Genomic DNA, 25529 nt, shown 5'->3' on the forward strand with positions numbered 1-25529 from the left:
TCTGTTCCTTCGGTCGCGGGGCGGGCCCCGGTCAGAGCCAGGCGCCCAGCGTGGGGGCGGGCGTTCCGTCCGCCGCGAGCAGGCCGGCGTCCCGGCCGGTGAGGTAGGCCGCGAGGTCGGGCAGGGCGCCGTCGACCAGGGCGGCTTCGCCCTCACCCGGCAGCTCCCAGGTGGCGCCCCCCGGTTCCCGCAGGATCACGGCCGGGCCGGGAGCCGCGGCGCGCTTGGTGGCGACGTCGTCGCACAAGGCGGCGAGGAAGTCGGGCGGCAGATCGGCGAAGGACACGCCGTTCGCCATGTCGACGGCGTGCACGCACACTTCGCGGGAGCGCAGCCAGGGCACCTCGGTGGCCGGCACGGTCCTGCCCTGTGCCGTGACGACCGGCGTGTGCCACTGCCTCTCGCCGAGCGCGGCCATCTCCGTCTCCAGCACCTCCGCCGAGTCGCCCAGCCACGCGGCCAGTTCGGCGGCCGGCAGGGCGCGGCCCCGTTCGATGCCCGCGGCGCGCTCCTCGGGTGAGGCGTACATCGGGGTGGGTTCGCCGGTGGCGGCCCAGTGCACCAGGTTGGACAGCGCCTCCGCGTTGGCGGCGACGTGTGCCGCCAGGTGCGCCCGGCTCCAGCCGGGCAGGGCGCTGGGCGCGGCGAAGGCGCCGTCGTCGAGGCCGTCGGCGGCCTTGAGGATCAGCTCGGTGCCGAGCCGGGCCCAGCGGCGGGCGTCGTCGAACGTGCGGGACATCAGGCGGACTTCTCCTCGACGACCCGGTTCTCCAGCCGGCCGATGCCCTCGATCTCGGTGACGACCGTCTCGCCGCCCAGCAGGTAGCGGGCCGGCTTGCGGGCGTGGCCGACACCGCCGGGGGTACCGGTGGCGATGATGTCACCGGGGTTCAGGCGGACGATCGTGGAGACGTACTCGACCAGGTCGACCGGGTCGAAGAGCAGGTCGCCGGTGGTGTCGGACTGCATGACCTCGCCGTCGACGGTCAGCTTGACGTCCAGGGCGGGGCGGACGCCCCCGGGCAGTTCGTCGGGGGTGACCAGGCAGGGGCCGACCGGGGTGGTGGAGTCCCACATCTTGCCCTGGAGCCACTCGCGGGTGCGGAACTGCCAGTCCCGGCAAGTGATGTCGTTCAGCACGGTGAAGCCCGCGATCGCCCGCTCGGCCTCCTCGCCCCGGGCGCGGCGCACCCGCTCGCCGACGACCACCGCCAGCTCGACCTCCCAGTCGAACGCGTCGGTCTCCTCCGGCCGGACGATGTCGTCGCCGGGGCCGATGAGCGAGTCGGCGAACTTGGCGAAGAGGGTCGGGTGTTCGGGCAGGTCCCGGCCCATCTCCTGGATGTGGTTACGGTAGTTGAGGCCGACGCACACCACCTTCGACGGGGCGGGCACCACGGGGGCGAAGTCCGCTCCGTCCACGGGGTACGTCGTCGCGCCGTCGGCGGTGACCGCGGCGGCGCGCGCGGCCCAGTCGTCCTGCTCCAGCAGGGTGCCCAGGTCGGGGACGCCGAGGTCGACCAGGACGTCGCCGTCGAGCCGGACGGCCCGGGTGGTGCCGCCGGTGCGGAGGGTGGCGAGCTTCATCGGGTGGTTCCTTCCACGTGCGTACGGTCCAGCCGGAGGGCCTCGAAGATTGGCGCGTCGCTGAACCGGAACAGGTCCAGGGCTCCGGAGTCGGAGTCGGTGGAGCCCGCCTCGGAACGGACCGAGAGCGGCTGCCAGGAGGGGACGGCGAACAGGTCGCCGCGGGTGACCGACCAGGTGCGGTCGCCGACGGTGACGGTGCCGGAACCGTCGAAGACCTGGTAGACCGACGAGCCGGCCTCACGCACCGGCGTGGTCTCGGCCCCGCGCGCGATCCGGTGCATCTCGGCCCGGATGGTGGGCAGTACGTCGGCGCCGGTGGCCGGGTTCGTGAACCGGACGGCGGCGTGGCCGGATTCGACGGTTCCGCCGAAGCCCTCGGCGTCCAGCGCGAGCTGGTCGTTCAGGGCGCGGTCGGTGTGCTCCCAGCGGTAGGCCAACAGGGGCGATCCGGGGGCGGGTTCACCGGCCGAGACCGGGCGCAGGCCGGGGTGGCCCCACAGGCGCTCGGCGCGCGAGCGGTCGGGGGTGATCCGCTCGGCGTCGCTGATCTCGTCGCGGCCGAACTCGAAGAACTGGGTCTCGGTGGCGTACTGGAACGGGATGTCCAGCCCGTCGATCCAGGCCATGGGCTCGGCGGTGGCGTTGTGGTGGGCGTGCCAGTTCCAGCCCGCCTGCGGGAGGAAGTCGCCGCGCCGCATGGCCACCGGGTCGCGTCCGACGACCGTCCACACGCCCTCGCCCTCGACCACGAAACGGAAGGCGTGCTGCGTGTGCCGGTGCTCCGGAGCGTCCTCGCCGGGCATGAGGTACTGGATGGCCGCCCACAGCGTGGGCGTGGCGAACGGCCTGCCGCCGAGGGAGGGGTTGGCCAGCGCGATGGCCCGGCGCTCACCGCCGCGGCCGACGGGGACCAGGTCGCCGGCCCGGGCGGCCAGTTCCCGCAGCCGGTCCCAGCGCCACAGGTGCGGCACGGCACGCGAGCGCGGGTGGGCCGGCATCAGGTCGCCGATCTCGGTCCAGAGGGGGACGAGCAGTTCCTGCTCGAAGCCCCGGTACAGCTCTTCGAGCGCCGGGGTGACCTCGGGTTGCCCCTCCGCGGCGACGGCCTGGAGCCGGACCGGGGAACCCGTGTCGATGTCTTGGGCTAGGGAGGACTGAGTCACGGACCACAGCGTGCGCCGTGCCTCCCTGAAGAACATGCGAATTCTGGTCAGCAGAATCTCAGCGGAATCCGTCGCCCGTCGACGTCGACCTTACGAATACGACACTTGCTTTAGATCACGAATGAAGTATTGACGGCACGTAAAGCGAATGTCATCCTCCACGGCATCACAGCGGACTCGCGTCGTGCCCCCTCTCCCCCACCGCGTACGCAGAGCCGAGCCCTTCAACGCTTCACGCTTCACGCTTCACGCTGCCGAGGCTCCCGCTTCGGGGACGCCTCTCCTTCCCAGCCAGGGAGAACGACCATGACGCTCGACAACGGGACGACGACGTCCCAGGGCCCGACCGCGGGGGCCGCCCGGACACCGGGCTACGCGGGAACACTGGCTGCCGCCTGCTGCGCGGTCTTCGTGGCCCAGGTCGCGAACGCGCTGCCGGCCTCGCTCAACGGGCTCTTCCAGGAGGACCTGCACACGCACGGATCCCAACTCACGTGGATCACCGCCGCGTTCATGATCGCCGTGGTCTGCTTCGAGTTCACCTTCGGTGTCCTCGGCGACCTCTTCGGACGGCGCAGGCTGGTCGCGGCCGGGACGGCCCTGGTCGCCGCGGGCAGCGCCGTGGCCGCGCTCGCGCCCACCGTCCAGGTGCTGTGGATCGGCGCCGCCCTGAACGGACTGGGCGCCGGCGCCATGTTCCCCGGCTCGCTCACCGCGATCAGCGCCGTCACGCGCACCACGCGGCAACGAGCACACGCGGTGGCGGTGTGGAGCGGCTTCCTGTCCGCGGGCGCCGCCGTCTCGCCCCTGCTCGGGGGCATGTTCGCCAAGATCGGGTCGTGGCGGGGCTCCTTCTGGGTGCTCGTCGGACTCGCGCTGGTCAGCATGGTGCTCACCCTGGTGCTGGCCACGGAGTCGAAGGCGCCCGAGGGCCGCAGGCTCGACGTGCCCGGTCAGATCACGTTCGCCGTCGGTCTCGTCCTGGTGCTCTACGGCGCCGTCGAGGGGCCCGAGTCGGGCTGGACCACCCTTCCCGTCATCCTCGCCTTCCTGCTCGGCACCTGTGTCCTCGCCGGGTTCGTCGTCGTGGAGCTGGGAGCCGAGTCCCCGATCTTCGACCTGACCCTGTTCCGCAACCGGGCCTTCACCGTGTCGTCCGTCGTCGCGGTCATCGGCATGATGGCCTTCCTCGGCGCCTGCTTCGCGACGAGCATGTGGCTGGGTCCCGTGCAGCACCAGGACCCGATCCGCGTCGCGGTACCCTTCCTGCTCCTCCAGGGACCCGCCTTCGTGCTGATCCCGGTCGTCTCGCGCCTCCTTCACCGGGTCGCCGCGACCTGGCTGCTGACCTCCGGATTCGCCCTGATGGCGATCGGCTGCCTGCTGTGCACCCGACTGGACGTCACCGACCCGGGGCTCGGCGCGTTCGTCGCCCCCGCCCTGCTGATCGGCGTCGGTTTCGCCCTGACCGTCAGCTCGGTGACGGCCGTGGCGCTGAACAGCGTGCCCCCGAAGCTGGCGGGCATGGCGAGCGCCACCACCAACATGCTGCGCGACCTCGGTTTCGTGCTCGGCCCCGTCGTCGTCGGCGCGGTCGCCCTCAGCAACGCGGGCTCGGCGTTCGCGAAGAACCTCCCCGCCGCGGGCCTGCCGACCGGTCAGGCGGCAGCGGCACGTGAGATCGCCCAGGCCGCGGGGCCCATCGCGGTGAACAGCCTGCCGCCCGGCACCCCCGGATCCGCGGCCCACGCCATCGCCCTGGACGCCCTGGGCAGCGGCTTCGGCACCGCCTACCTGGTGTGCGGCGCGGCGGCAGCGGTCGCCGCGGCGCTGACCGCCTTCGGCATGATCGGGGTCCACGCCCCCCGTTCCGCCGACGACGAGCACGAGGGGGCCGCGCCCCTGCCGCCCGGACGCGACGGCATGCCCGCAACGGCTCCCACGCGGTAGGCGGCCCCGCCACCGGGTGGCGCGTCGGGGCACCGGTCGTGGTGACCGGGGACGCGTCAGCTCGCGGTCAGCAGCGGACGGACGACGTAGCCGGCGGAGTCGACGCCGGAGCGGCCGCCTTCGACCAGCGCGGCCACGGCGATACGGGAGTTGTACGCGGTCAGCCAGCCGTTGGTACCGTCGCCTTCCTCGGCGGTGCCCGTCTTGGCGCCGACGCCCGCCAGCCCGCCCAGGCGCGGTGCCGCGGTACCGCTGGTGGCCACGCTGCGCATCATGGATTGCAGGTATCCGGCCGTACGGGCGGAGATGGGCCGCGGCGCGGTGTCCTGCTGCTGGTCCGGCAGGATGATCGGCTGCTTGAAGCCGACGTTGCGCACGGTGGCCGCCACGGACGCCATGAAGAGCGGCGTGGCCGCGACCTTGCCCTGGCCGATGAACTGGGCGGCCTGGTCGCCGCCCTGAACGTCCGCCGGAATGCTCGGGTCGCTGGTGGCGACCCCGCCGCCGATCGACCAGCTGCCCATGCCGAACACGTTCACCGCCTCGTCGTGCAGGGCGGAGGCGTCCCCGTCGTGCACCAGGTGGCGGAAGCCGTCCTTGATGAAGGAGGTGTTGCACGACACGGTGAACGCCTGGGCGATCGTGGCGGCGGCGTTGGCCCTCACGCCCGAGTCGTTGTGGAAGGACTGACTGTTGGCGACCAGCGAGTCCGTGCACGGGGCAGGACTGCTCGGGGTGAGGCCCACCTGGTCGAACAGGGCGGCAGAGGTGATGATCTTCATGGTGGAGCCCGGCGACTTGATGCCGTTGATGGCGATGTCACCGTCCGCGCCCGTGTGGGCGATCGCGAGGATGTGGCCGCTCCTCCAGTCGAGCGCCACCGCGCCGGCCGCCTTCTCGCCCAGGTGATCGTCCTTCACGGCGCCCTCGGCCACGGCCTGGAGGCGCGCGTCGATGGTCGTCCTGATCACCGGGGCCTTCCCTTTGGTGAAGACCTGCACCGTCTCGACGAGCGCACCACGGGCGTCGACCACGGCCACACCGGTGCCGGGGCTGCCACCGGTGGGCGTGGCGTTCTCGCGGATGGTCGCCGTGATGTCCTCGAGCGAGGGGAACGTGGCCAGGTCCGTCTTCCCGTCGCGGGCGACGACCCTGGCGGTGCCGGCGTCGGCGGGAAGCGCGCCCGCGGTCAGCGACTGTTCCTCACCCAGGCCGGGGTAGAGCACCGAGTTGTTCCAGTGCACGGCCGCTTGGCCGCCCGTACTCCGCACCACCGCCACAGCGCTCGGGTAGGTCCAGGTTCCGCCCGCCACCTGGGCCGTGACGAGGAAGGTGACCTTGGTGGCGCCCGGCGTCACCGTCGACCGGCCCACCGCGACGACCTGACCGAAGGTCACCTTCTTCAGGTCCAGTTCGTCGGTGTACCGCTGCAACGCCCGCCCGGCCGTGTCCGGAGCGTCGGTGTCGCTCGCCGCGCCGTCGAGGTGCTGCTTGGACCAGCTGTCCAGGAACGCCCGGGTCAGCTTCACGGCGTTGGCCTCCGACGGCGGTGAGCTCGACACGGCCGCCTCGTCGACGGAGTGCCCGGCCTCGGCCCGACCGCCGCCCGCAACTCCGGAGGTCAGCCCATGCACGATGTTGTACGCGCCGATTCCCCCGGTCACGAGCAGCGCCGTGCAGGTACCGGCGATGCCGATCTTCACAGCTCTGTTCATGCGACGGATCGTATGTTTGCCGCGCGCGGTGCAGGCAGCGGCTTTCGATGGATCGTTATCGGACCGTCAAGTTGCCCCTTGACGACGTCAACGGCCGGAGCTCCGCCTGTGCGAGGACCCACACGGCGGAGCGCTCGCTGGTACAGGCGAGTGACACGGCACAACGACGCGTGGCGCCCTCCTGCGCGGTCTCCCACCGCGTCGCTCGCACCCCATACAGTCGATGGCGTCCTTGCTGGGGAGTTCCGGCAGGCCCGCACGGCCCTCAGGCGCCCGGATTGGCCACCCCAATGGCGATGGGGGCGGTCCACATCTTCTGCCCCCACGGATGAAGGAAGGCCCACTTGTGTCCGAGCGACCGATGGTGGTTTTCGACGTCAACGAGACCCTGCTCGATCTGGACGTGCTCCACCCCACCTTCCAGAGGATCTTCAACGACCCCGCCGCGATGCGCCTGTGGTTCGCCAACCTGATCACCTACTCCGAGGCGCTCACGCTCAGCGGAGTGTACGTTCCGTTCACCGACATCGGCGGCGCCGTGCTCCGGATGCTCGCCGCCACTCGCGGCATCACGATCAGCGGCGCCGACAGTGCCGAGCTGACAGACCGGTTCGCCGCCATGCCGCCCCATCCCGAAGTCCCAGCGGCCCTGCGCCGACTCCACGACCACGGCTTCCGGCTGTTCACGCTCACCGACAACACGCTGGAGATCTCCGAGCGGCAACTGGAGGGGGCGGGCCTGATCGACCTGTTCGAACGCCGCTTCAGCGTCGACGTGACCGTGCGACGCCACAAGCCGGCCCCGGAGGCCTACCATTCGGTAGCCAGTGCGCTCGAAGTCGAGCCCGGCGACATCTGCCTGATCGCGTGCCACGTCTGGGACACGATCGGCGCCGCGGCGGCCGGCTGGCAGGCCGCGCTCATCCTGCGGGAGGGCAACGCGCCACTCGACGTCGGCCCCCAGCCCCACTACGTCGGGCAGGACCTTGACGCGATCGCCGACCAGCTGATCGAGCGCTACGGCGCGCGCGGCCCGGACCGAGGGTGACCGCCCTGGGCGTTGGCTTCCGCCGCTCGAGGACGGCCGGCCGCCTGACGCTGCGGCGTGCGCCGGGGTTCCACCACGCAGGGCGCCAGGCAGGGCAGGCACGCATCGGGAAGTGCTCGGACGGTGAGGACCGTTGAGGATCCGGCTGCTGGTGGGGGGACGGCTGTTCGTGCTGGCCGCCGCGCTGCTCACCGCGACCGGCCTCATCGGTCATCTGATCGGGCTGATGATGCTCACCACGACGGTCGGTCCCACCGCCTACCTTCTGCTGGCCCACCCGGACACCGAGGCCGCCCAGGTGCGCAGCGCCGTGCTGGGCCACGCCGCGGCGACCGCCGGCGGACTGGCCTGCCTCGCAGCCTTCGGACTGTGGAGGCGCCCCTCGATCATCGAGCAGCACATCGACACACCGGCGCAGATCGGCGCCCAGGCCCTGGGGGTTGGCCTGACGCTGCTCGCCCTGGTCGTGCTGGACGCCCACCATCCGCCGGCCGCCGCGACCGCGCTGATGATCACGTCCGGCATCGCCCGACCCGGCCTGCCGCTGTTCGGCATGCTCACCGGCCTCACCGTCGTGATCACGACGGCGGTCGCACTGGCCAAGATCCCGTGGCTCCGCGTGCCCACCCGCCGGACCTTCCACGACTGAGGCCGTGGTGGATGTGGTGTCGCCGACGGCGCGGGAGCAGGCCCTCAGACTGCTGTGCGGCGATCCTCCGGCCAGACTTCCGGGGGCCTGCGCCGCATGGGCGGGTACAGCATCACCGCCGCGCACACCACGGGTATGGCGGGAGGCACGCACCACCACGGGATGCCCAGCCACATGGCCGGGATCCCCACCCCGAAGGAGGCGACGAAGATCGCCACCAGGATCCGCCAGCCGAACGGCTCCCAGGTGAAGGGCTCGCAGGAACGAGGCCGGACAAGGCGTACCGCGCCGAACACCAGCAGCTGAGCCGCGAGGAGCCCGACGAGCGTGCCCAGGGCGGCGTACATCTGGAGCTCGTCCCGGGGCACATCCACGGTGTTCTGCTCGACGCCGTCCTTGCTGAGCCCCACGATGTAGCGGCGCCAGAGGGTGGCGGTGACCTGGTCGCCCGGCTTCAGCCGCTCGAAAAGCGGCCGCTCGTGGTTGAAGTCCACGGCCCCCTGCCAGGAGCCCTCGTCCTTCAGCGTCACCTTGTACCAGTGGGATCTCGTGCCGGTCACCTCCGTCTTCACGACGGTGATCTGCCAGGTACTCAGGCAGTTCTCGCGTACCTGTGCCGTCGCTCGAACGGGGCAGGGCTCGGCTGCGCGGTAGCCACGGAGTTGCTCCCCGTTGGAGGGCAGCCATGCGGTGAACGCGAGACAGCTGAGCACCGCCGGTATCGCAGCCAGCAGGATCAGCAGCACGCCTGTGAACCGCGTCCGGCCCGGCGACTTCCGGCTCGCACTGTCCCTGTTCGGCTGTCTGCCCGCGCTGTGAGCCATCGTCCGCGCTGTCATCGACTCCCCCGTTTTCGATCAGCCGGAGTCAGCGTACGACGACCCCACAACCGGCCATCCGGCTCCGATCGTGATCGAGGAGACAGGAACTACGAGTGATGCCGTACGTCATCCCGGTACTCTTGGGCCTGTTGCTGCTCACAGGGAGGCAGTTCGCCGACCGCGAGTCGGCCAGCGTCACGCGTTCTAGAACCTTTCGCAGGCTCACGCGCACCGCGCGCCACACGTCCGGCAGAGCGGCGGCCGCGCCGGGATAACTGAGGTCGCTGAGTTTGAGATCCCGGAAGCTGGCAAGTGAACCGTCAATGGCGCGGATGACGTCGGCGATGGAGATCTCCGCCGGCGGCCTGGCAAGCCGGTAACCCCCGTCGGGGCCGCGGTTGCTGAGTACCAGCCGATGCTGTCGCAGCTCGCGCAGGATCGACCACAGGAATCGCACCGGTATGTCCTGGGAAGCGGACAGTTGCTCAGCCTTCTGCGGTGACTGAGGACTGCGCGCGAGTTCGGCCATCGCACGTATGGAGAATCCTTGTGAAGGCGCAGATGCCCGGCACACGCGCTCGTGATCCTCACCAACTGGTGGTGGTTGGCGCCGGAGCCTCCGGGACCATGGTCGTCGTACAGGTCGCCGACGAGGCCGTCCGGCGGCGCAAGCCGGTGGAGCTCACGGTGGTCGATCCAAGCCCGCGGACCGGAGTCGGCATGGACTTTGCGACGGACGATGCGCGGCATCTTCTGAACGTGCCCGCAAGTGGTATGAGTTGCCTGCCACATCAGCCGGACCACTTCGTCGACTGACTCGTCCGGCACCGCGACCCCACCGCGACCGCCCGCTCCTTCGTCCCCCGAGGCCACTACCACGACTGTCTCGCCGCCACTTCGGCCGCCTTCGTGGAACGGGCGGCCGACCTGATGACCTACCGGCGGTTACACGCACGTGCGACAGCATGTGCCTGGCATGGCGACCGCGCCGAGGTGACCCTGGCCGACACCTCCCGCCTCGCCGCCGACAGTGTCGTGCTCGCGACCGGACCACTGGCCGGCTCGGCCCGGTGGGCACCGCCAGAACTCCGTGAAACGAGCCGGTTCCTGAGCGATCCCTGGAGTCCCGGGGCACTGGCGGGGCCCCTCGCGGGCCGCGAGGACGTGCTGTTGGTCGGCAGCGGCCTTACCGCCGTGGACGTCGCTCTGACCCTTGACCGTCCCGGTCGCACCATCCATGTCCTGTCCCGCCACGGTCTCCTGCCCCACGCCCATGCCATCGCGTCGCTGCCACCGGTGCAACCGGCCGAGCATCTGGACGGGTTGCCGTTACCTCGACTGCGAGCGGCCGTCGTGCGGCATATCCGGCGGGTGGCCCGCGCACAGGGCGACTGGCGGCCAGCCGTCGACGGCCTGCGGCCGCTGACCGCCCGTTTGTGGGGCGCCCTGGCAGAGGAGCAAGGAGCGGAGTTCCTGCAGACCGACCAGCATCGACGGAACGTGCTCCGGCACCGGATGGCACCAGAGACGGCAGAGACGGTCACCCGGCTCCGAACTGCCCGGCGACTGCGTCTGCACATGGGCGAGGCCACCGGAACCCGGATGGAGCCGGACGCACTGACCGTCACGGTGACGGGTTCGGCACACCCCTAGATGATGAATTCCAAGGGGTCAGTGCGACCGCCTGGCCCAATTGACGCAGAGGTGTCGAGGACATCCGCGCATGGATCGCCAGCCTTGAGCGGTTCTGCGATCGATAGGGTTGCTCAATGCTCGAAGGAAAGTTGGTAAGGCTGCGCGCGCTGCGCTCCGAAGACGCTGAGCACCATTTCCGGTGGCGCAATGACCCGGAGGTGGTGCGCTGGGCCGCAGGTGGTGACCCGTGTTTCGGCCCTGTCACGGCGGAGGCGATCGGGCTCGGCTTCGACACCATGCTGCGACTGAGCCCGAGGGAGTCGGCCGTGTTCACGGTCGAGGATCTGGCAGGCGGGAGGGTGATAGGCATGGCCGACTACCGGGATCTGGACCCCTACGCCGGAGTGGCCACGCTGGGAGTCACCATCGGCGAGCAGGAGTTCTGGGGCTGCGGCCATGGCAGTGACGCGTTGCGGCTGCTCGTGGGCCACCTGTTCGGTGCGTACTGCCTGAGCCGACTGGAGCTGGACACCTGGAGCGGCAACGAGCGCGCCGTGCGCGCCTTCACCAGGCTGGGCTTCCGTGAGGAAGGCCGCCGTCGGTCGGCTGTGCTGGTGGAGGGGAAGCGCTACGACTGTGTGCTCTTCGGGATGCTTCGCGAGGAGTGGGCGAACCCCGCGTGACGCCATAGATGATCTTCCAGGGGGCGTTTGCGGAGACGAGAACGAGGAAGCCCAAGATCGTTGTGTGACGAACAACCTGGACACCCTCGCGACAGCACTCTATGTGACAACCGACGACCTGCTGAAGGAGCGTCCGGACTTGGCGCCGTGGCGGCCTGCTGTGGGGATCACGCCGCAGCTCACCGACGCCGAACTGGTCACCCTTTCGATGATGCAGGCCGTGCTCGGGTTCACCTCCGAGGCCAGGTGGCTCCGGCATGCCCGGGCTCACCTGCGGCACCTCTTCCCGTACCTGCCGCAGCAACCCGGCTACAACAAGCGGCTACGGAAGGCCGCTGAGCTGCTCCGTCAGGTCACCCGGATCTTGGCCACCAACACCTCGGTGTGGAGCGACGAGGTGTGGATCGTGGACTCCACACCCGTGGAGTGCGGCCGCTCCCGGGAGACCGTGAAACGCTCCGATCTGCCGGGATGGGCCCAGTACGGGTACTGCGCCAGTCACAGCCGGTTCTTCTGGGGCCTGAGGCTGCACCTGGTGTGCACCCTCCAGGGCCTGCCCGTCGCCTTCGCCCTGACCGGGGCCAAGGCGCGCGAGACCCTGCTGGACCTGCTCGCGGCCGAACTGCACCTCGCCAGCGCCCGGCCCGGCCAGACACTGATCGGCGACAAGAACTACTTCGGCCGTGACTTCGAACACGAACTCGCCCAACAGGGCATCCAGTTGCTACGGCCCACCCGCAAGGACGAACGGCAGCGGGCCGGCGGATCCCTGTTCAAGCCGCTCCGGCAGTTCATCGAGTCAGTCAACGAAACCTTCAAGGGACAGCTCAACCTCGAACAGCACCGAGGACGCACACCCCGCGGCGTCATCGCCCGCGTCATGCAGCGCATACTGGCGCTGACCGCCGCCATCTGGCACAACGACCACACCAGACAAGCCACCCTCCGCTCGATCACCTCGTACGATCACTGACCCCTTGGAATTGATCATCTAGGAGTCGGCTGGGTGGTGGACTGTTCCGGTCCTGCTCTGCGTCCGATCGACTCCCGTGATCCCTCCTGGCCTGCCTGTTGTCCTCGGGGCTGGCCGTTCCGGGGCCGCTGGGCATCGGGCTCGCCAGCACCGCCGGGGGACGGCTCCCGTCCCGCGACGGACAGATCCGCTCCTTGTGGACTCTCGGAGCCCATCGGCGTGGCGAGATGTGGGAGACGACCGCTGTCCCCGAGATCCGGGAGCAGGCTGCGGGCCTCGCCCGGTCGATGTGCCGGAGGTGGAGTGGCGGCGACTGGAGCTGTTCCTGCCGGTGGGCGACAACTGCGGGCGGTAGCGCGACCAAAGGTTCCTGCGCCGACGTCTACTGCTGGCGGCGTCTCCCAGCATCCCGGCGCGCTCCGGGCCCTGTCCCTGAGCGCGGTGCCCTAACAGCAGCAATGGCCGACTCCGCCGTTCAGAGGAGGGGTGCGTCCGGCAACTGCCTTGTAGGGTCCGGGGGATGACCACAACTCCCTCGTCCCGCAGATCCAGTTCCGACGCCCCCGAGATGTTCTTGCGCGACTTCCACAACAACGGACCCGGGCGCCAGTCGGTCAACACGGAGCGGGCCCCGCTCGCCGACGGCCGCACCAGTTACCAGGTTCTGGCCGCCGAGGTCGCCGGAGCCCGCCGGGTGCTTGACCTGGGCTGCGCGGACGGCGCGCTGCTGGAGGTGCTGGCCGCGGCCGGTGCCGAGGAGCTGGCGGGCATCGACCTGGCGGACCAGGAGCTGGCGCTGGCCCGGATGCGTCCTGCTCTCACCTGTGCGGACCTGCGGCAAGGGCGGGCCCAGGAACTGCCCTTCGCCGACAACTCCTTCGACGCCGTGGTGTCGCACATGGCGCTGATGCTGATGCACGACGTGGACCGGATAGCCGCCGAGGCGGCTCGGGTGCTGGCGCCCGATGGCCGGCTCGCCATCGCCGTCGGGGGCGGGGCCGTCGACGGCCAGGCCATGAGCCTGTTCCTGACTCTCGCCCGCCCCTACTTCAAGGCGGCGTCGCCGGAGCGGTCCATACCGCGGCTCGGCGATGGCAGGGCCCGCAGCCGGGAGGGCCTGGACGAATTGTTGGGCCCAGCCGGATTCGCGCCGGTGAGCTGGGACACCGTCGTCATCGACTTGGGCGGCACCCCGGAACAGGTCTGGGATTACACCACCGAAGCCTTCTACGACATGGTGGTGCTCGACCCGGAGCAGACCGCGAGCCTACGCGCCGAGTTCCTCGCCGCTGCCCCAGCCCTACTGGATGCCGACGGCCGTATTCCCTCCGGCATGCGCCTCAACATCGCCACCACCCGGCTGCTCCCCACTCACCATGGGGCGAACTGACTGCCACAGGGCCTACCCCTTGGAATCGATCATCCAGCTCGCCGGCCATCTGGCGGCCGTGCTCGCGGTGGCGGAGGAACTGCGCGCGCAGGAACCCTCCGCGGAGCTGGGCGAGGCCGCCGGGCGGCTCACCGAGCAGGTGGCCAGGCTGCGCTGGGGCTCCCCGTTGCCCGGGCGCGACCGGCAGTTCGTGGAGGACGCCCCGCCGGCCCGCACGACGGAGAACGCGCACGGCCCCGAACCGCGCTTCGCCGCGCTGCACCGGCGTGCCCACGCTCTGACGGGCCGCGCCCTGGTGGTGGCGTCGCGCGAGGACACAGCGGCGGCGATCCTGACGGCGGAACGGATGGACGCGCACACCGCCGCCCTGGCCGAGCCGCGGGAACCGGTCACCTCCGGCTGACGGCCGTCGCCGCCCCGCCGGGAGGCTCCGACCGGCCACACGGGTCCGCGTCCGCCGACCGTTCCGGCTCGCCCCGGCCCCGGGGTGCCGCTTCCGGAACGCTTCATTCCTGTTGCATACCGGGATCGGCCTGTCACCTTCCCTTCACCCGGGCGCAGGGGGAATGTCGGGTTCCGGGAGCACGCTCCCGGGCGTGAGACGTATCGCAGGAATAGTCCTGGCGGTGCTGCTGATCGGCGGAGTGGTGACCGCCGTCGTCGCGGGCCGTGAAGGACAGGACACGAGCACGGCAACGAAGACCGTGCGTGGCGTGATCGGATCGGAGAAGTCGGACTTCTTCGCCGACCCCGCCGTGGTGAAGGCCCTCGCCGCCAAGGGCTACACCGTCAGGACCGAGACCTCCGGGTCCTGGGCCATGGAGGGGCTCGACCTCGAGGGGTACGACTTCGCCTTCCCCTCCAGCCAGGCCCCGGCCGACGCGCTCGCCGCCAAGTACCACGTGCAGAAGCCCCTGCCGCGGCCGTTCTACTCGCCGCTGGTCGTCGTGGCGCACCGCAGCGCCGCCGAGGTACTGGCCGCGAACGGGCTCGCTACCCTGGACCGGCACCGCGGCACGCTGCACACGGCCCGCTACCTCGACGCCGCCGCGCACGACCGGACCTGGCAGCAGCTCAAGGGGGCCGAGCGGCACGGCGAGCTGACCGGCACGCTCTACATCGCCAGCACCGACCCGGAGACCTCCAACTCCGGCGCCCTCTACCTCGCCGCGGCCTCGTATGTCGCGGGCGGCGGGCGGGTGGCGGCGAGCAAGGCCGACATCGGGCGCACCGCGCCCCTGATGCACAAGCTGATCAGCGTCCAGGGCGCTCAACAGCCCAGTTCGGACGCCGCGTTCCGGGACTTCGTCAGCGGTGTCGGCAATCCGCTCGTCCTCGTCTACGAGTCCCAGGTGGCGGCGCTGCTGACCGACGGCCAGGGCCTGGACGACCTCACCGTCCTCTACCCGGACACCACCGTCAACAGCGACCACACCGTCGTGCCCCTCACCCCGGCCGGCCGTAACCTCGGCGATCTGCTGAGCACCGACCCGACCTTGCGCCGGCTGGCCGTCCGGCACGGATTCCGGCCGCAGGGCGACACCGCCGAGTTCACGGCGGCGACCGCCTCCCACACCTCGTACCTCAACCAGAAGCTGACCGGTGTCCGGCAGGCGCCCGTGCCCACCTCCGCGGTGCTGCACGAGATGGCGCGCCGGGCCCGGGGCCAAGGGGAAAACACGTGACCGACAACGACACCTTCACCCTCACCCCGCCGGAGCCCGTCGCCCCGGTGCCGCGCGAGAAGGCGGGCGGAGTGGTGCCGCTCGACGACTCCGTACGCGCGGACATGGCCAGGAAGGCCGCGGACTATGTCACGGGGCTCGCCGGTCTGGACGCCCGCTCCCCCGAGTTCGCCGGCAAGGTCGGGGAGATCACCGCGCTGGGCGCGAGCGAGATGCGCGGCGCGTCCGCCCAGTCCAACCGGATGCTGGAGCGCTCGGTCCGGAGCCTGCCCGGCAAGGGCGACGACGCCCAGTCCCGGGTCGGCACCTCGCTCGTCGAACTGAGGCGGGTGGTGGAGGACCTGGATCCCCGTGATCTTCCGGCCGGCCGCGGGCGGCGGTTCCTCTCCCGGCTGCCCGGCGGCAACCGGCTCCGCGACCATCTCGCCAAGTACGCCTCCGCGCAGGGGACGCTGAACAGGATCGTGGGCTCGCTGCGCGGCGGCCAGGACGAGCTGCGCCGCGACAACGCCGCCCTCCAGACCGAACGCGTCCGCCTCTGGGAGACCATGGGCAGGCTCCAGGAGTACGTCGTGCTCACCGAGGCCCTGGACACGGCCGTCGAGCGGCACATCGCGGACGCCGAGGCGGCGGACCCCGCCCAGGCCGACACCCTCCGCGCCGATGTGCTCTTCCCGGTCCGCCAGAAGCACCAGGACCTGCTGACCCAGCTCGCGGTGTGCGCACAGGGCTATCTCGCCATGGACGTGGTGCGCCGCAACAACGACGAACTGATCAAGGGCGTCGACCGGGCGGCCACCACCACGGTCTCCGCCCTGCGCATCTCGGTGATGCTGGCCTCCGCCCTCGACAACCAGCGCAAGGTCGTCGACCAGGTCAACGCCCTGCGCGGGACCACGGAGGACCTCATCCGCGGCAACGCCGAGATGCTCGCCACCCAGAGCGGGGAGATCCAGCGGATCGCCGCCGACCCGGCGGTCGGCGCGGAGACCCTGCGCTCGGCCTTCCAGCAGATCTACCGCACCCTGGACGCCATCGACACCTACAAGGTCCAGGCGACGGAGACCATGGCCGCGACGGTGGAGTCCCTCAGCACCGAACTCCAGCACGCGAGCGCCTATCTGGCGCGCAGCCGCTCCCAGGGTGCGCTGGAGGGCGGTTCCGCATGAGGCTGCGTCTTGGCGGACCGGCCGTGCTCGCCGGGCTCGCCGTCCTGCTCACGGCGTGCACGACGACCCCCGAGCCCCGGGACACGGACGAGGCCGCCCGGCCCGGCACCCTGCGGGTGCTCGCCTCCAGCGAGCTCGCCGACATGACCCCGGTCCTCGACGAGGTCCGCAAGAGCACCGGCATCACGGTCCGCCCCACCTATACGGGCACCCTGGACGCCGTGGACCAGCTCGCCGAGGGCGCGGTGGACGGCCGCTACGACGCGCTCTGGCTCTCCTCCGACGACTATCTGCGGCTGCGCCCCGAGGCGGCGAAGAAGGTCGTCTCCGAGACCCCGGTGATGTCCAGTCCGGTCGCCCTCGGCGTCAAGCCCGCGACCGTGAGCGCGCTCCACTGGAAGCCCGACGACGTCACCTGGTCACAGGTCGAGCAGGCGGTGCGGGACGGCAGGCTGACGTACGGCATGACCGACCCGGCCCGCTCCAACTCCGGGTTCTCCACACTGATCGCGGTGGCCTCCGCGCTCTCCGACGCCCAGTCCGCGCTCACCGACGCGGATGTCGCCAAGGCCACCCCGAGGCTGAAGGAGTTCTTCAAAGGGCAGAAGCTGACCTCGGGTTCCTCCGGGTGGCTGGCCTCCGCCTACGCCCGCCGCGGCGACGTCGACGCCCTGCTCAACTACGAGTCCGTACTCCAGGGCATCCCGGGGCTCACCGTGATCCGCCCCCGCGACGGCGTGGTCACCGCCGACTACCCGCTCTCCTCCCTCTCCTCGACGAGCCAGGACACCCGCGAGGACGTCCGCCGGCTCGCCGAGGCCCTGCGTGCCCCGGCGGTGCAGCGGCTGATCACCGAACGCACCCATCGCCGTCCGGTGGTCGCGTCCGTGTCACCGGCCGCGGGACTCGACACCGGCCGGCGCCGCGAACTGCCCTTCCCGGGCACCCGGTCCGTGGCCGACGGCCTGCTCGGGGCGTACGAGAACACGCTGCGCCGCCCCTCCCGCACCGTCTACGTCCTGGACACCTCCGGCTCGATGGCCGGCGACCGTCTCGAGAGGCTCAAGAGGGCCCTCACGGGCCTGACCGGCGACTTCCGCGCCCGGGAGGAGGTCACCCTGATGGCGTTCGGGTCTGCGGTGAAGTCCGTACGGACCCATGTGGTCGATCCGTCCGATCCGCGGCAGGGGGCGGACGCCATCCGCGCGGACACCGAGGCGCTGACCCCCGGCGGCGACACCGCCCTCTACACCTCCCTGGAGAAGGCGTACGAGCACCTCGGGACGGACCGTGACGCCTTCACCTCGATCGTGCTGATGACGGACGGCGAGAACACCACCGGGGCCGAGGCAGGCGACTTCGACGCCTTCTACCGACGGCTGGACGCCCACCAGCGCGACATCCCCGTCTTCCCCATCCTCTTCGGCGACTCCGACCGCAAGGAGCTGGAACACATCGCCGAACTGACCGGCGGCCGCCTCTTCGACGCCCAGAAGGGTTCGCTGGACGGAGCCTTCGAGGAGATCCGTGGCTACCAGTAGGGCGCTCGGCTATCTCGAGTCACGCAAGAACATCGCCGGCAGCGCCTGCGGGATCGTCGGACTCGCGCTCACCTTCACCGGGGTCGCAGGCCCCTACTGGCCCGTCGTGGTGGCCGGTCTGTACGGCGCGGGCGCGCTGATCGCCCCGCCGGAGCGCCCTGCGGTGCCCGACTTTCCGGATGCCTCGGCCCAACTGGACGAACTGCGGGCCGACTTCGGGACGCTGCGCGCCTATCTGGCGGATGTGGAGCTGCCGCCCGCCGCCTCCGGCCGCCTCACCGAACTGACCGAGCTGCTGGCGGCGCTGCTCGATCCCGGCTGGGTCGCCGATGTCCTCGTCCAGGATCCGGAGGCCGTGCACACGCTGTCGCGGGCCGTGCGGCAGGACGTCCCGGAGGCCGTCGACACGTTCGTACGGACCCGCTGGTGGAGCCGGCTGACCCCCGGGCAGGAGCCGCCCGAGCGCCATCTGGAGAGACAGCTGTCCCTGCTGCACGAGGAGGCGGACCGACTGGCCTCGGCGCTGCGCGAGACGGAGGCACGGCGGCAGGAGACCCATACGCGGTATCTGGAGGACCGCTCGAAGTGACGACGGACCGGGGCCGCCTCGTCGCGCCAGACCTCCTTGTCCACGGTGAGCAGGAGGTCCAGGTCGGACTCCGACAGCTCCAGGCCGAGCGAAAGCGGCCAATCCTTCAAAGTTCGGAAAGACTCTCGAGATCAACACATACGCCGCAGACCAGGCGGGCGTGCCGGCTCACTATGACCTGGACGCCTCCAACACGCCCGAAAGTGCATGCTCTAATCACCGGATGACGAAGATCGAATCAGAGCTGATACGACGTTGGCTGAACGGCTGGACCGTGGCTCGCCACCTGCCCGAGGCCGAGCCGGTCGAGTCCGCCGGGGACGGCCTGCGGTCCAAGTGCGACCAACCCGGCCGCGAGGTCGAGGTGTTCGCGCTGCGTGCGGACGAGGAGCCCGCGTCCCTGGCACGGCTGGCGGCAGCCGTCGCCGCCGCGAGGCAGATCACCTGGCTCACGGTACCTACGCTGCGCCCCGGCACCGTCGAAGCCGTCGTCCGCGCCGCCGGACTGGAGTTGCTCCACCGGTCCGAGTGGTTCATGACGACCGATCTGGCCGAGCACCCGCAGTACGCGCCGGCCGCGCCGTACAAGCGCGAGGTCCGCACGGAGGGACCAGTCACGGTCGTCTCCCTCCGTGACTCCTCCGGAGAGGTGGCGGCGCGTGGCACCATCGCCGTGGTCGGTGCTGATGCGGTCGCCGATCGCATCGAGACGGACGCGGCGCACCGGCGACGCGGCCTGGGCCGCGCCATGATGAGCGCTCTGGCGGAGGCCGCCGTGGCCCAGGGCGCCCGTACCGGTCTTCTCATCGCCAGCGAGGAAGGCCAGCGCCTCTACTCCTCCCTCGGCTGGCGCCACGAAGCCGACGTCCTGATCGCCCGGGGGCCGGTGGTTCCCTCCGACCGGTAGGACTCGCTCGTCGGCGGCTTCGGACTCGATCGGCGCGCGGGCGGCCTGCGACCTGGCCAGGCGCTTCTCGCGGCGGGCCGGCTCGGCGGGCAGATCGGTGTCCTTGCCGTCGATACGGAAGGCCCCGCCCTCGGTGGTGTCGGCGGCCCCGGCGTCTGCGAGCAGGGCGGCGGCCTGGGCCTCCAGAGCGGCGATCTCGGCCTCGATCCGCTCCTCCTTGACGACCAGGCGGCCGTAGCTCGTCGCCTTGTGCTTGGAGGCGTTCGCTTCGAGCTTGGTGCCGTCCAGGGCAACGCGGCCCCTCTTGACCATGCCGAGCTTCTGCGCGAGGTGCAGCGACTGGTGGCGGCGGCGGAACCGCGAGATCGAGCGGAAGTCTGAGGCCTGGTCAGCGGCCAGGAACCGGAACGCGATGTCGTCGGCGCACCTGCGCTCGATCGCCCGAGAGGAGCGCCCCCCGGTGGTGTAGCCGTAGATCAGCAGGCGCACCAGCTGCTGCCTTTCCACCGGCTCGACCTCGAACAGCCCATCCCCACCGCCCATATCGCGATTCTTCCGTACCTGTGATCATCAACCGGAGGTGGGGCGCTGCCCGGTCGGATAATCCAAGTGCGTTCTGGCCACCCCGCGTGATACTCCTCCCTGCCATGGGCGATCTTGTGACAGCGCGGCTCGTGCTTCATCCGATGACCGTCAGCGAGGCTGAGGAAGTGGTGGCGGGCGAGCCGCACAGCGGTGCCCGATGGGCGCCCGGGTACCCCACCGATGGGGACGTGTCCGCCGCCAGTCGCTTCCTGCGCACCTGCGCGAACACCGGTGATCCCCAGCCGTTCGGCAACTATGAGATCCGTCGCCGTGAGGACGGTCGGGCGATCGGCGGCCTGGGCTTCCACGGACCTGCGGACGAGAACGGCAGCGTCACGATCGGCTACGGCCTCATCCCGTCAGCGCGAGGCAAGGGATACGCCTCCGAAGCCCTCCGCGGACTGCTGCTGTTCGCGCGGGCACGCGGTGTCACCTGCGTGAAAGGCGACGCCGACCACGACAACATCGCGTCCCAGCACGTCATGATGGCAGCGGGCATGCGGCCGGCCGGACAAGATGAACGCGTCAGGTACTTCGAGATCGCCTGGACTGACACGACGGCGAATACCGACCCCCACTCCTAGTGCCGCGGCGGGCAACGTTTGCCCGTCAAGGAGCGGCGTCCGGTGCGTGCTCTGGGGGTCCCCCCTGCTCGAAGAGCTTGGGGGTGTGCCGGCCGGAAGTCCTCGTACTGGATGTACTAGGGCTTTCGGCCGGTGCGGCGAGTGGGGGTCCCCCCTGCTCGAAGAGCTTGGGGGAGTGCCGGGCGTCGCGACGGGGCAAACGTTGCCTGTCGCGGCACTAGCTTCGGGTCCTCGTGGGTCGGGTGCTGCTGACGGCGGCCCGTCGCCCGCACTCCGCGGGGCGACGGGTCACCGCACGCCCGCTCGACGAGCAGGCAGCAGGGCGCGCAGATAACGCCGCCGGAAGAACCGCTGCGCGACCAGCAGCACCGGGAACACCAGGCGCCACGGCCCGTGCGGGGCGGCACGGGTCAGGGAGCGGATCGTCAGTGCGACCGTGCCGTCGGGGGACCGGTGGACGACGAAGGCCTCCTCGCCGCTCACGGGATGACCGGGCAGGGTGCCGTAGGCGAAGCCGCAGCGGTCCGGGGTGTCGACGACGGCGACGACCCGGACGGGCTCCCGCACCGCAAACGGACCGAACGCCGCGGTGATGCGGTACTCGGCCCCCTCGACGACCCGGCCCCCGGCACCGTCGCGGCCCGTCACTGTGAAGCCACTGCGCCGCTTGACGCCCCAGCGCAGCACCGCGTCCGCCGCAGCGTGCCAGTCGGTGTCCCCGCGCCCGATGACGACGGTGCGGGCGTAGGGGCGCAGACCTGTGATCCCCACCGGCCAGGGCTCTTCGGCGGGCCGGGTCGCACCGGCCTGCCCGTAAGTGAGTTCACCCGACGACGGGCCGCGTCTCGTACGGCTGTTGGGCATGGCATTCCTGTTCGGAAGGGTCGACGGGCCATGAGCCTAACGTGACCCTGGTGCTGGACCATGGGAAAGAGGCGGGGCCCCGGTACTCGCCGAGGCCCCGCTCCTTGGCCGTGCGCGCGCTTCACTCCCCCTCGCGGACGGCGTCCCGCCCCTCCTTGATGAACCGGGCCGGGTTTGACTTCTTGGCAATCATGTCGCCTCTCGCGCCGACTCGGTCACGTCGAGCTCGATGATGGCTGCGGCGATGATGTAGAACCCAGCGGAGTCCTTCTCCTGGAACGACTCGAGGGGTCGGGGTAGATGGGCGGTATCACGGGGCTGGATCCTCCTGCAGCGGCTGATTCCTCGCCCCTCGTCGGCGACGATCGTGCTCCACGGCGGCCTGGACCGAAGCTTCACCCGGCCATGGTGGCCGCACGCATAGCCAGCCGCCAGACTATGTTGGCTCGCCACATGTGCGCCTGACCTGCATGTTCCTACCGTGTGCCGACACGTACCCGTCCCCACGGCAGACGAGGAAGTGGCGCACATGGCCTCCCCGACCACCTCTCCCCCACCCCCGGCGAACCTCCCCCGCATCGTCGCCGCGAGCCTCATCGGCACCACCATCGAGTGGTACGACTTCTTCCTCTACGGCTCGGCCGCCGCGCTCGTGTTCAACAAGCTGTTCTTCCCGGACTCGGATCCGCTGGTGGGGACGCTGCTGTCGTTCCTGACCTATGCGGTCGGGTTCGCGGCGCGACCGCTGGGCGCGCTGGTGTTCGGGCACTACGGTGACCGGCTGGGACGCAAGAAGCTGCTCGTTCTGAGCCTGCTCATGATGGGCGGGGCCACCTTCGCGATCGGGTTGTTGCCCACCCACGCGACGGTGGGCTCGGCGGCACCGGTGCTGCTCACCGTGCTGCGTCTGGTCCAGGGGTTCGCGCTGGGCGGTGAGTGGGGCGGGGCCGTGCTGCTGGTGTCCGAGCACGGCGACGCCCGGCGGCGCGGGTTCTGGGCCTCCTGGCCGCAGACCGGCGCGCCCGCGGGGCAGTTGCTCGCCACCGGTGTGCTGTCGCTGCTGACCGCGGTGCTCTCCGACAGCGCCTTCGGGACCTGGGGATGGCGCATTCCGTTCCTGCTCTCCGGTGTACTCGTCGTCGTCGGTCTGTGGATTCGGCTCTCCGTCGATGAATCGCCCGTGTTCCAGCAGGCGTTGGCGCAGGCCGAGACCCGTAGGGCGGCGCAGGACCGGACCGAGAAGGCGCCGCTGGTGTCCGTGCTGCGGCATCACTGGCGTGATGTGCTGGTGGCGATGGGGGCGCGGATGGCGGAGAACATCAGCTACTACGTGATCACCGCGTTCATCCTCGTCTACGCCACCACCTCCGCCGGCGTCTCCAAGCAGACCGCGCTGAACGCCGTGCTGATCGCGTCCGCGGTGCACTTCGCGGTGATCCCGGCCTGGGGTGCCCTGTCGGACCGGGTCGGGCGCCGCCCGGTGTACCTGCTGGGCGCCGCCGGGGTCGGCCTGTGGATGTTCCCGTTCTTCTGGCTCATCGACACCGGCGGCTTCGGCCCGCTCGTCCTCGCGGTGACCGTGGGCCTGGTGCTGCACGGGGCCATGTACGCCCCGCAGGCGGCCTTCTTCGCCGAGATGTTCGCGACCCGGATGCGCTACTCCGGCGCCTCCATCGGCGCCCAGTTCGCCTCCGTCGCCGCCGGCGCGCCCGCCCCGCTGATCGCGACCGCGCTGCTGGCCGACTACGGCAGCTCCACCCCGATCGCCCTGTACGTGATCGCGGCGGCCGTGCTGACGCTGATCGCCGTGGGAGTGGCCAAGGAGACCCGGCACCGCGACCTCGCCGACGTCGACGCCTCCGCGGGCGCCGACACCACGTCCGCCCGCGCCGCCGGCACGCGCACCATCTGACGCCAGCCCGCCCCCTGGTCCGGCCGGCCCCCGTGCGTCCGCTCGCGTACGGGGGTCAGCTCTGCGCCGGTGCCGACAAGCGGTGCAGGCGCAGGGCCAGTTGGATCTCCAGGGCGCGGGCCGGGGTCTGCCAGTCCTGCCCGAGCAGCCGGCCCACGCGCTCCAAGCGCTGGGCGACGGTGTTCACATGGACGTGCAGTGCGTCCTTGGTGCGGGCCGGGCTCGTGCCGCAGGCGAAGTACGCCTCCAGGGTGCGTATCAGCTCCGTGCCGCGCCGCTCGTCGTAGGCCACGACCGGGCCGACGGTGCGGTCGACGAAGCCGGCGATGTCCCGGTCACCGGCAAGGAGCAGGCCGAGGAAGCCGAAGTCCTGGCCAGCGGCGCCGTCGCCCGTGCGGCCCAGGAGCCGCAGGGCGTCGAGGCAGCGCCGCGCCTCCTCGTAGGCGGCGGCGACGGTTTCGGGGTGGGCGGCCAGGTTCTCGACGGGGGCGGAGGCGCCCACGGTGACCGCCTCGCGCACCGCGGTGCCGAGGTGACGGGCGGTGCGGCGGGCCAGTTGGGTCGCGCTGTCCCCGCGGCGCAGCGGCAGCAGCAGGACCGTGCCGCCGTCGCGGGCGGCTGCCAGGCCGTGCCGGGTGGCGGCCAGGTGGAAGGCCGCGGACCACAGGCGGTGGCGGGCGGCGGCCTCCTGCTCGGCGTCGGCGGACGGGGTGTCGAGGCGGGCGGCGAGCACGACGTGCGTGGCGTCGAGGTCCGCGTGCAGTCTGACGGCGCGCTCGCGCAGCAGGCGGGGGTCGCGGTCGCGGGCGTCCAGAAGGTCGTCGAGCAGTTCGCCGCGGACGCGCTGTTCGGCCTCGGCGGCGGACCGTCTGGCGAGCAGGAGGAGTGAGGTGACCATCGCGGCCCGCTCCAGCGTGCGCTGGTCGACGGGGTCGAGGCCGGGGTGGCCGCGCAGCACGAGCGCGCCGAGCAGTTCACCGCCCGCGGCGACGGCGGCGATCCAGTCCGGGCCGTGCGGCACCGCGTGTCCCTCGGCCCGGGAGGCCTCCAGGGCGTCGGCGGGTGCGGCGGTGGCCTCGGTGAACTCGACGGTGCCGTCGAGCACCTGGGATACGGCGGCGGCCACGTCGTGCACTTGGCCGCCGCGCAGGACGAGTTCGGCGAGCCGGTCGTGGACGTCGGAGGCGCGCTCGATGACGCCGCTGCGGTCGCGGATGATCTCGTTGGCCCGCTCCAGGCCGGCGAGTGCCGAGCGGGTCTCGGTGAGCAGGTTGGCGCTGTCGATGGCCGCCGCGGCGAGGGCGGCGAAGGAGCCGAGGAGGGCTATCTGCTCCCGTTCGAAGACGCGGGCCCGCCGGTCGGCCGCGAACAGGACGCCGATCACCTGCGGTCCGAGCATGAGCGGCACGCCGAGGATCGCGACCAGGCCCTCGTCCTGCACGCCCGCGTCGATGGTTCCGGTGTGCTGGAAGCGGGCGTCCTTGAAGTAGTCGTCGGTGACGTAGGGGCGGGCCGTCTGCGCGACGAGTCCGCCCAGCCCCTCCCCCATGCCCAGGCGCAGTTGCTGGAAGCGGGCGGCCACCGAGCCCGCGGTGACGCGCATGTAGGTGTCGCCGCGGGCGGGGTCGTTGAGGGTGAGGTAGGCCACGTCCGTGCCGAGCAGCGAGCGGGCGCGCTGCACGATGGCCTGGAGCACCGCGTCCACGTCGCGCAGGCCGGCCAGGTCGTGGGCGGTCTCGAACAGCGCCGACAGCTCCGCCTCGCGGCGCCGCCGGCCCTCCAGTTCCGCGCGGACGCGCAGGGCGAGCAGTCTGGCTTGTTCGAGCGCGTCGATCGACTCGGCCGGCCGGCCCTCGGCGCGGGCGAGCAGCACCGGCTGTTCGTAGGCGGCGGTGGGCGCGCCCCGGGCCAGCAGTTCGAGAAAGGGGGTTTCGGCGCTACCGGCCGGAGTCCTGGCGGCGGGGCGCCGGGTGGACTGCACGTGATCGCTGGACATGCCCACAGGATCGCCCATCGGCCGGTCCTCTCGTGGAGCCTGTGGAAAACCCGGATGCGGAGGGGGACCGGGGTGGTCGG

Annotated in this window: 23 protein-coding genes and 2 pseudogenes; 15 read left to right on the forward strand and 10 right to left on the reverse strand. The window is 71.2% G+C overall.

Annotation, left to right across the window (positions count from 1 at the left end; translation table 11 throughout):
• Positions 1–31: 31 nt before the first annotated feature.
• Genes ACTYVM_RS21915 through ACTYVM_RS21925 form a run of 3 tightly spaced genes read right to left on the reverse strand, consistent with a single transcriptional unit; the run spans position 32 to position 2753 of the window.
• Positions 32–739, reverse strand: coding sequence for a maleylpyruvate isomerase family mycothiol-dependent enzyme (locus tag ACTYVM_RS21915; RefSeq protein ID WP_445527551.1), 708 nt, complete (start codon positions 737–739; stop codon positions 32–34).
• Positions 739–1587 carry a fumarylacetoacetate hydrolase family protein gene (locus ACTYVM_RS21920; RefSeq protein WP_445527552.1) on the reverse strand — a complete coding sequence of 283 codons (849 nt, stop codon included), beginning with the start codon at positions 1585–1587 and terminating at the stop codon, positions 739–741. The genes ACTYVM_RS21915 and ACTYVM_RS21920 overlap by 1 nt, the downstream gene beginning before the upstream one ends.
• Positions 1584–2753 (reverse strand): cupin domain-containing protein, encoded by a 1170-nt coding sequence (locus ACTYVM_RS21925; protein WP_445527553.1) that lies wholly within the window; start codon positions 2751–2753, stop codon positions 1584–1586. Before ACTYVM_RS21925 ends, ACTYVM_RS21920 begins: the two co-directional genes overlap by 4 nt.
• Before the next feature lie 306 nt (positions 2754–3059).
• Here ACTYVM_RS21925 and ACTYVM_RS21930 point away from each other — a divergent pair, with 306 nt between their 5' ends.
• The gene (locus tag ACTYVM_RS21930; protein ID WP_445527554.1) at positions 3060–4703 is read left to right on the forward strand and encodes an MFS transporter; all 1644 of its coding nucleotides are present in this window, start codon (positions 3060–3062) and stop codon (positions 4701–4703) included.
• Between the two features lie 56 nt (positions 4704–4759).
• On the opposite strand, the gene ACTYVM_RS21935 is transcribed toward ACTYVM_RS21930, so the two are convergent.
• Entirely contained in the window at positions 4760–6418 is a 1659-nt protein-coding gene (locus ACTYVM_RS21935; protein WP_445527555.1) for a penicillin-binding transpeptidase domain-containing protein, read from the reverse strand.
• Between the two features lie 346 nt (positions 6419–6764).
• Here ACTYVM_RS21935 and ACTYVM_RS21940 point away from each other — a divergent pair, with 346 nt between their 5' ends.
• Together ACTYVM_RS21940 and ACTYVM_RS21945 are read left to right on the forward strand one after the other, a co-directional pair.
• A complete protein-coding gene (locus ACTYVM_RS21940; protein ID WP_445527556.1) occupies positions 6765–7466 on the forward strand; it encodes a haloacid dehalogenase type II in 702 nt (233 codons plus the stop codon).
• Positions 7467–7599: 133 nt separating this feature from the next.
• Positions 7600–8115, forward strand: a complete 516-nt coding sequence (locus tag ACTYVM_RS21945; protein ID WP_445527557.1) for an HPP family protein — start codon at positions 7600–7602, stop codon at positions 8113–8115.
• A gap of 44 nt (positions 8116–8159) precedes the next feature.
• Here the strand turns inward: ACTYVM_RS21945 and ACTYVM_RS21950 are convergent, their stop codons facing one another.
• Positions 8160–8861 (reverse strand): hypothetical protein, encoded by a 702-nt coding sequence (locus ACTYVM_RS21950; protein ID WP_445527558.1) that lies wholly within the window; start codon positions 8859–8861, stop codon positions 8160–8162.
• A gap of 121 nt (positions 8862–8982) precedes the next feature.
• On the reverse strand, positions 8983–9465 hold the full coding sequence (locus ACTYVM_RS21955) for an RrF2 family transcriptional regulator (protein ID WP_445527559.1): 483 nt from the start codon (positions 9463–9465) through the stop codon (positions 8983–8985).
• A 32-nt stretch (positions 9466–9497) separates the two neighbouring features.
• Between ACTYVM_RS21955 and ACTYVM_RS21960 the strand changes: the two are divergent.
• The 10 genes and pseudogenes from ACTYVM_RS21960 to ACTYVM_RS22005 all read left to right on the forward strand — a co-directional run bounded on the left by ACTYVM_RS21960 (position 9498) and on the right by ACTYVM_RS22005 (position 19508).
• Positions 9498–10589 (forward strand): annotated as a pseudogene (locus tag ACTYVM_RS21960) (FAD/NAD(P)-binding protein).
• Between the two features lie 116 nt (positions 10590–10705).
• Entirely contained in the window at positions 10706–11254 is a 549-nt protein-coding gene (locus tag ACTYVM_RS21965; protein ID WP_445527560.1) for a GNAT family N-acetyltransferase, read from the forward strand.
• A gap of 64 nt (positions 11255–11318) precedes the next feature.
• Positions 11319–12227 carry an IS982 family transposase gene (locus tag ACTYVM_RS21970; RefSeq protein ID WP_445527561.1) on the forward strand — a complete coding sequence of 303 codons (909 nt, stop codon included), beginning with the start codon at positions 11319–11321 and terminating at the stop codon, positions 12225–12227.
• A 520-nt stretch (positions 12228–12747) separates the two neighbouring features.
• Positions 12748–13617: a class I SAM-dependent methyltransferase gene (locus tag ACTYVM_RS21975; RefSeq protein ID WP_445527562.1), complete on the forward strand. Its 870-nt coding sequence runs from the start codon at positions 12748–12750 to the stop codon at positions 13615–13617.
• Positions 13604–14020, forward strand: a complete 417-nt coding sequence (locus tag ACTYVM_RS21980) for an SCO4983 family protein (RefSeq protein ID WP_445527563.1) — start codon at positions 13604–13606, stop codon at positions 14018–14020. Before ACTYVM_RS21975 ends, ACTYVM_RS21980 begins: the two co-directional genes overlap by 14 nt.
• A 193-nt stretch (positions 14021–14213) precedes the next feature.
• Positions 14214–15302, forward strand: a complete 1089-nt coding sequence (locus tag ACTYVM_RS21985) for a substrate-binding domain-containing protein (RefSeq protein WP_445527564.1) — start codon at positions 14214–14216, stop codon at positions 15300–15302.
• Entirely contained in the window at positions 15299–16471 is a 1173-nt protein-coding gene (locus tag ACTYVM_RS21990; protein ID WP_445527565.1) for a toxic anion resistance protein, read from the forward strand. Before ACTYVM_RS21985 ends, ACTYVM_RS21990 begins: the two co-directional genes overlap by 4 nt.
• The gene (locus tag ACTYVM_RS21995) at positions 16468–18012 is read left to right on the forward strand and encodes a substrate-binding and vWA domain-containing protein (RefSeq protein WP_445527566.1); all 1545 of its coding nucleotides are present in this window, start codon (positions 16468–16470) and stop codon (positions 18010–18012) included. Before ACTYVM_RS21990 ends, ACTYVM_RS21995 begins: the two co-directional genes overlap by 4 nt.
• Positions 17999–18601, forward strand: coding sequence for a hypothetical protein (locus tag ACTYVM_RS22000; RefSeq protein WP_445527567.1), 603 nt, complete (start codon positions 17999–18001; stop codon positions 18599–18601). Before ACTYVM_RS21995 ends, ACTYVM_RS22000 begins: the two co-directional genes overlap by 14 nt.
• A 535-nt stretch (positions 18602–19136) precedes the next feature.
• Positions 19137–19508 (forward strand): GNAT family N-acetyltransferase, encoded by a 372-nt coding sequence (locus ACTYVM_RS22005; protein WP_445527621.1) that lies wholly within the window; start codon positions 19137–19139, stop codon positions 19506–19508.
• Positions 19509–19516: 8 nt separating this feature from the next.
• Here the strand turns inward: ACTYVM_RS22005 and ACTYVM_RS22010 are convergent.
• A pseudogene (locus ACTYVM_RS22010) lies at positions 19517–20000 on the reverse strand (transposase); the annotation flags it as partial.
• A gap of 155 nt (positions 20001–20155) precedes the next feature.
• Here ACTYVM_RS22010 and ACTYVM_RS22015 point away from each other — a divergent pair.
• Complete coding sequence (locus ACTYVM_RS22015; RefSeq protein ID WP_445527622.1) at positions 20156–20677, forward strand: GNAT family N-acetyltransferase; 522 nt, start codon at positions 20156–20158, stop codon at positions 20675–20677.
• A 288-nt stretch (positions 20678–20965) separates the two neighbouring features.
• Here the strand turns inward: ACTYVM_RS22015 and ACTYVM_RS22020 are convergent, their stop codons facing one another.
• Both ACTYVM_RS22020 and ACTYVM_RS22025 read right to left on the reverse strand, forming a co-directional pair.
• Entirely contained in the window at positions 20966–21541 is a 576-nt protein-coding gene (locus ACTYVM_RS22020; RefSeq protein ID WP_445527568.1) for a DUF1990 domain-containing protein, read from the reverse strand.
• 189 nt (positions 21542–21730) lie between these two features.
• On the reverse strand, positions 21731–21940 hold the full coding sequence (locus tag ACTYVM_RS22025; RefSeq protein WP_445527569.1) for a hypothetical protein: 210 nt from the start codon (positions 21938–21940) through the stop codon (positions 21731–21733).
• A gap of 130 nt (positions 21941–22070) precedes the next feature.
• Here ACTYVM_RS22025 and ACTYVM_RS22030 point away from each other — a divergent pair, with 130 nt between their 5' ends.
• Positions 22071–23453, forward strand: a complete 1383-nt coding sequence (locus tag ACTYVM_RS22030; protein WP_445527570.1) for an MFS transporter — start codon at positions 22071–22073, stop codon at positions 23451–23453.
• Positions 23454–23508: 55 nt separating this feature from the next.
• Here the strand turns inward: ACTYVM_RS22030 and ACTYVM_RS22035 are convergent, their stop codons facing one another.
• On the reverse strand, positions 23509–25449 hold the full coding sequence (locus ACTYVM_RS22035; protein WP_445527571.1) for a helix-turn-helix domain-containing protein: 1941 nt from the start codon (positions 25447–25449) through the stop codon (positions 23509–23511).
• Positions 25450–25529 lie beyond the last annotated feature (80 nt).

This window comes from Streptomyces cyslabdanicus, assembly GCF_052663305.1.

Bases quoted from the DNA above. Each gene is read 5' to 3' on its own strand.
- ACTYVM_RS22035 (WP_445527571.1), bottom strand. From the start codon at position 25,449: ATGTCCAGCGATCACGTGCAGTCCACCCGGCGCCCCGCCGCCAGGACT.
- ACTYVM_RS21965 (WP_445527560.1), top strand. From the start codon at position 10,706: ATGCTCGAAGGAAAGTTGGTAAGGCTGCGCGCGCTGCGCTCCGAAGAC.
- ACTYVM_RS21980 (WP_445527563.1), top strand. From the start codon at position 13,604: ATGGGGCGAACTGACTGCCACAGGGCCTACCCCTTGGAATCGATCATC.
- ACTYVM_RS22005 (WP_445527621.1), top strand. From the start codon at position 19,137: ATGACGACCGATCTGGCCGAGCACCCGCAGTACGCGCCGGCCGCGCCG.
- ACTYVM_RS21915 (WP_445527551.1), bottom strand. From the start codon at position 739: ATGTCCCGCACGTTCGACGACGCCCGCCGCTGGGCCCGGCTCGGCACC.
- ACTYVM_RS22030 (WP_445527570.1), top strand. From the start codon at position 22,071: ATGGCCTCCCCGACCACCTCTCCCCCACCCCCGGCGAACCTCCCCCGC.
- ACTYVM_RS22015 (WP_445527622.1), top strand. From the start codon at position 20,156: ATGGGCGATCTTGTGACAGCGCGGCTCGTGCTTCATCCGATGACCGTC.
- ACTYVM_RS21920 (WP_445527552.1), bottom strand. From the start codon at position 1,587: ATGAAGCTCGCCACCCTCCGCACCGGCGGCACCACCCGGGCCGTCCGG.
- ACTYVM_RS21930 (WP_445527554.1), top strand. From the start codon at position 3,060: ATGACGCTCGACAACGGGACGACGACGTCCCAGGGCCCGACCGCGGGG.
- ACTYVM_RS21955 (WP_445527559.1), bottom strand. From the start codon at position 9,465: ATGGCCGAACTCGCGCGCAGTCCTCAGTCACCGCAGAAGGCTGAGCAA.
- ACTYVM_RS21975 (WP_445527562.1), top strand. From the start codon at position 12,748: ATGACCACAACTCCCTCGTCCCGCAGATCCAGTTCCGACGCCCCCGAG.
- ACTYVM_RS21935 (WP_445527555.1), bottom strand. From the start codon at position 6,418: ATGAACAGAGCTGTGAAGATCGGCATCGCCGGTACCTGCACGGCGCTG.
- ACTYVM_RS21995 (WP_445527566.1), top strand. From the start codon at position 16,468: ATGAGGCTGCGTCTTGGCGGACCGGCCGTGCTCGCCGGGCTCGCCGTC.
- ACTYVM_RS22020 (WP_445527568.1), bottom strand. From the start codon at position 21,541: ATGCCCAACAGCCGTACGAGACGCGGCCCGTCGTCGGGTGAACTCACT.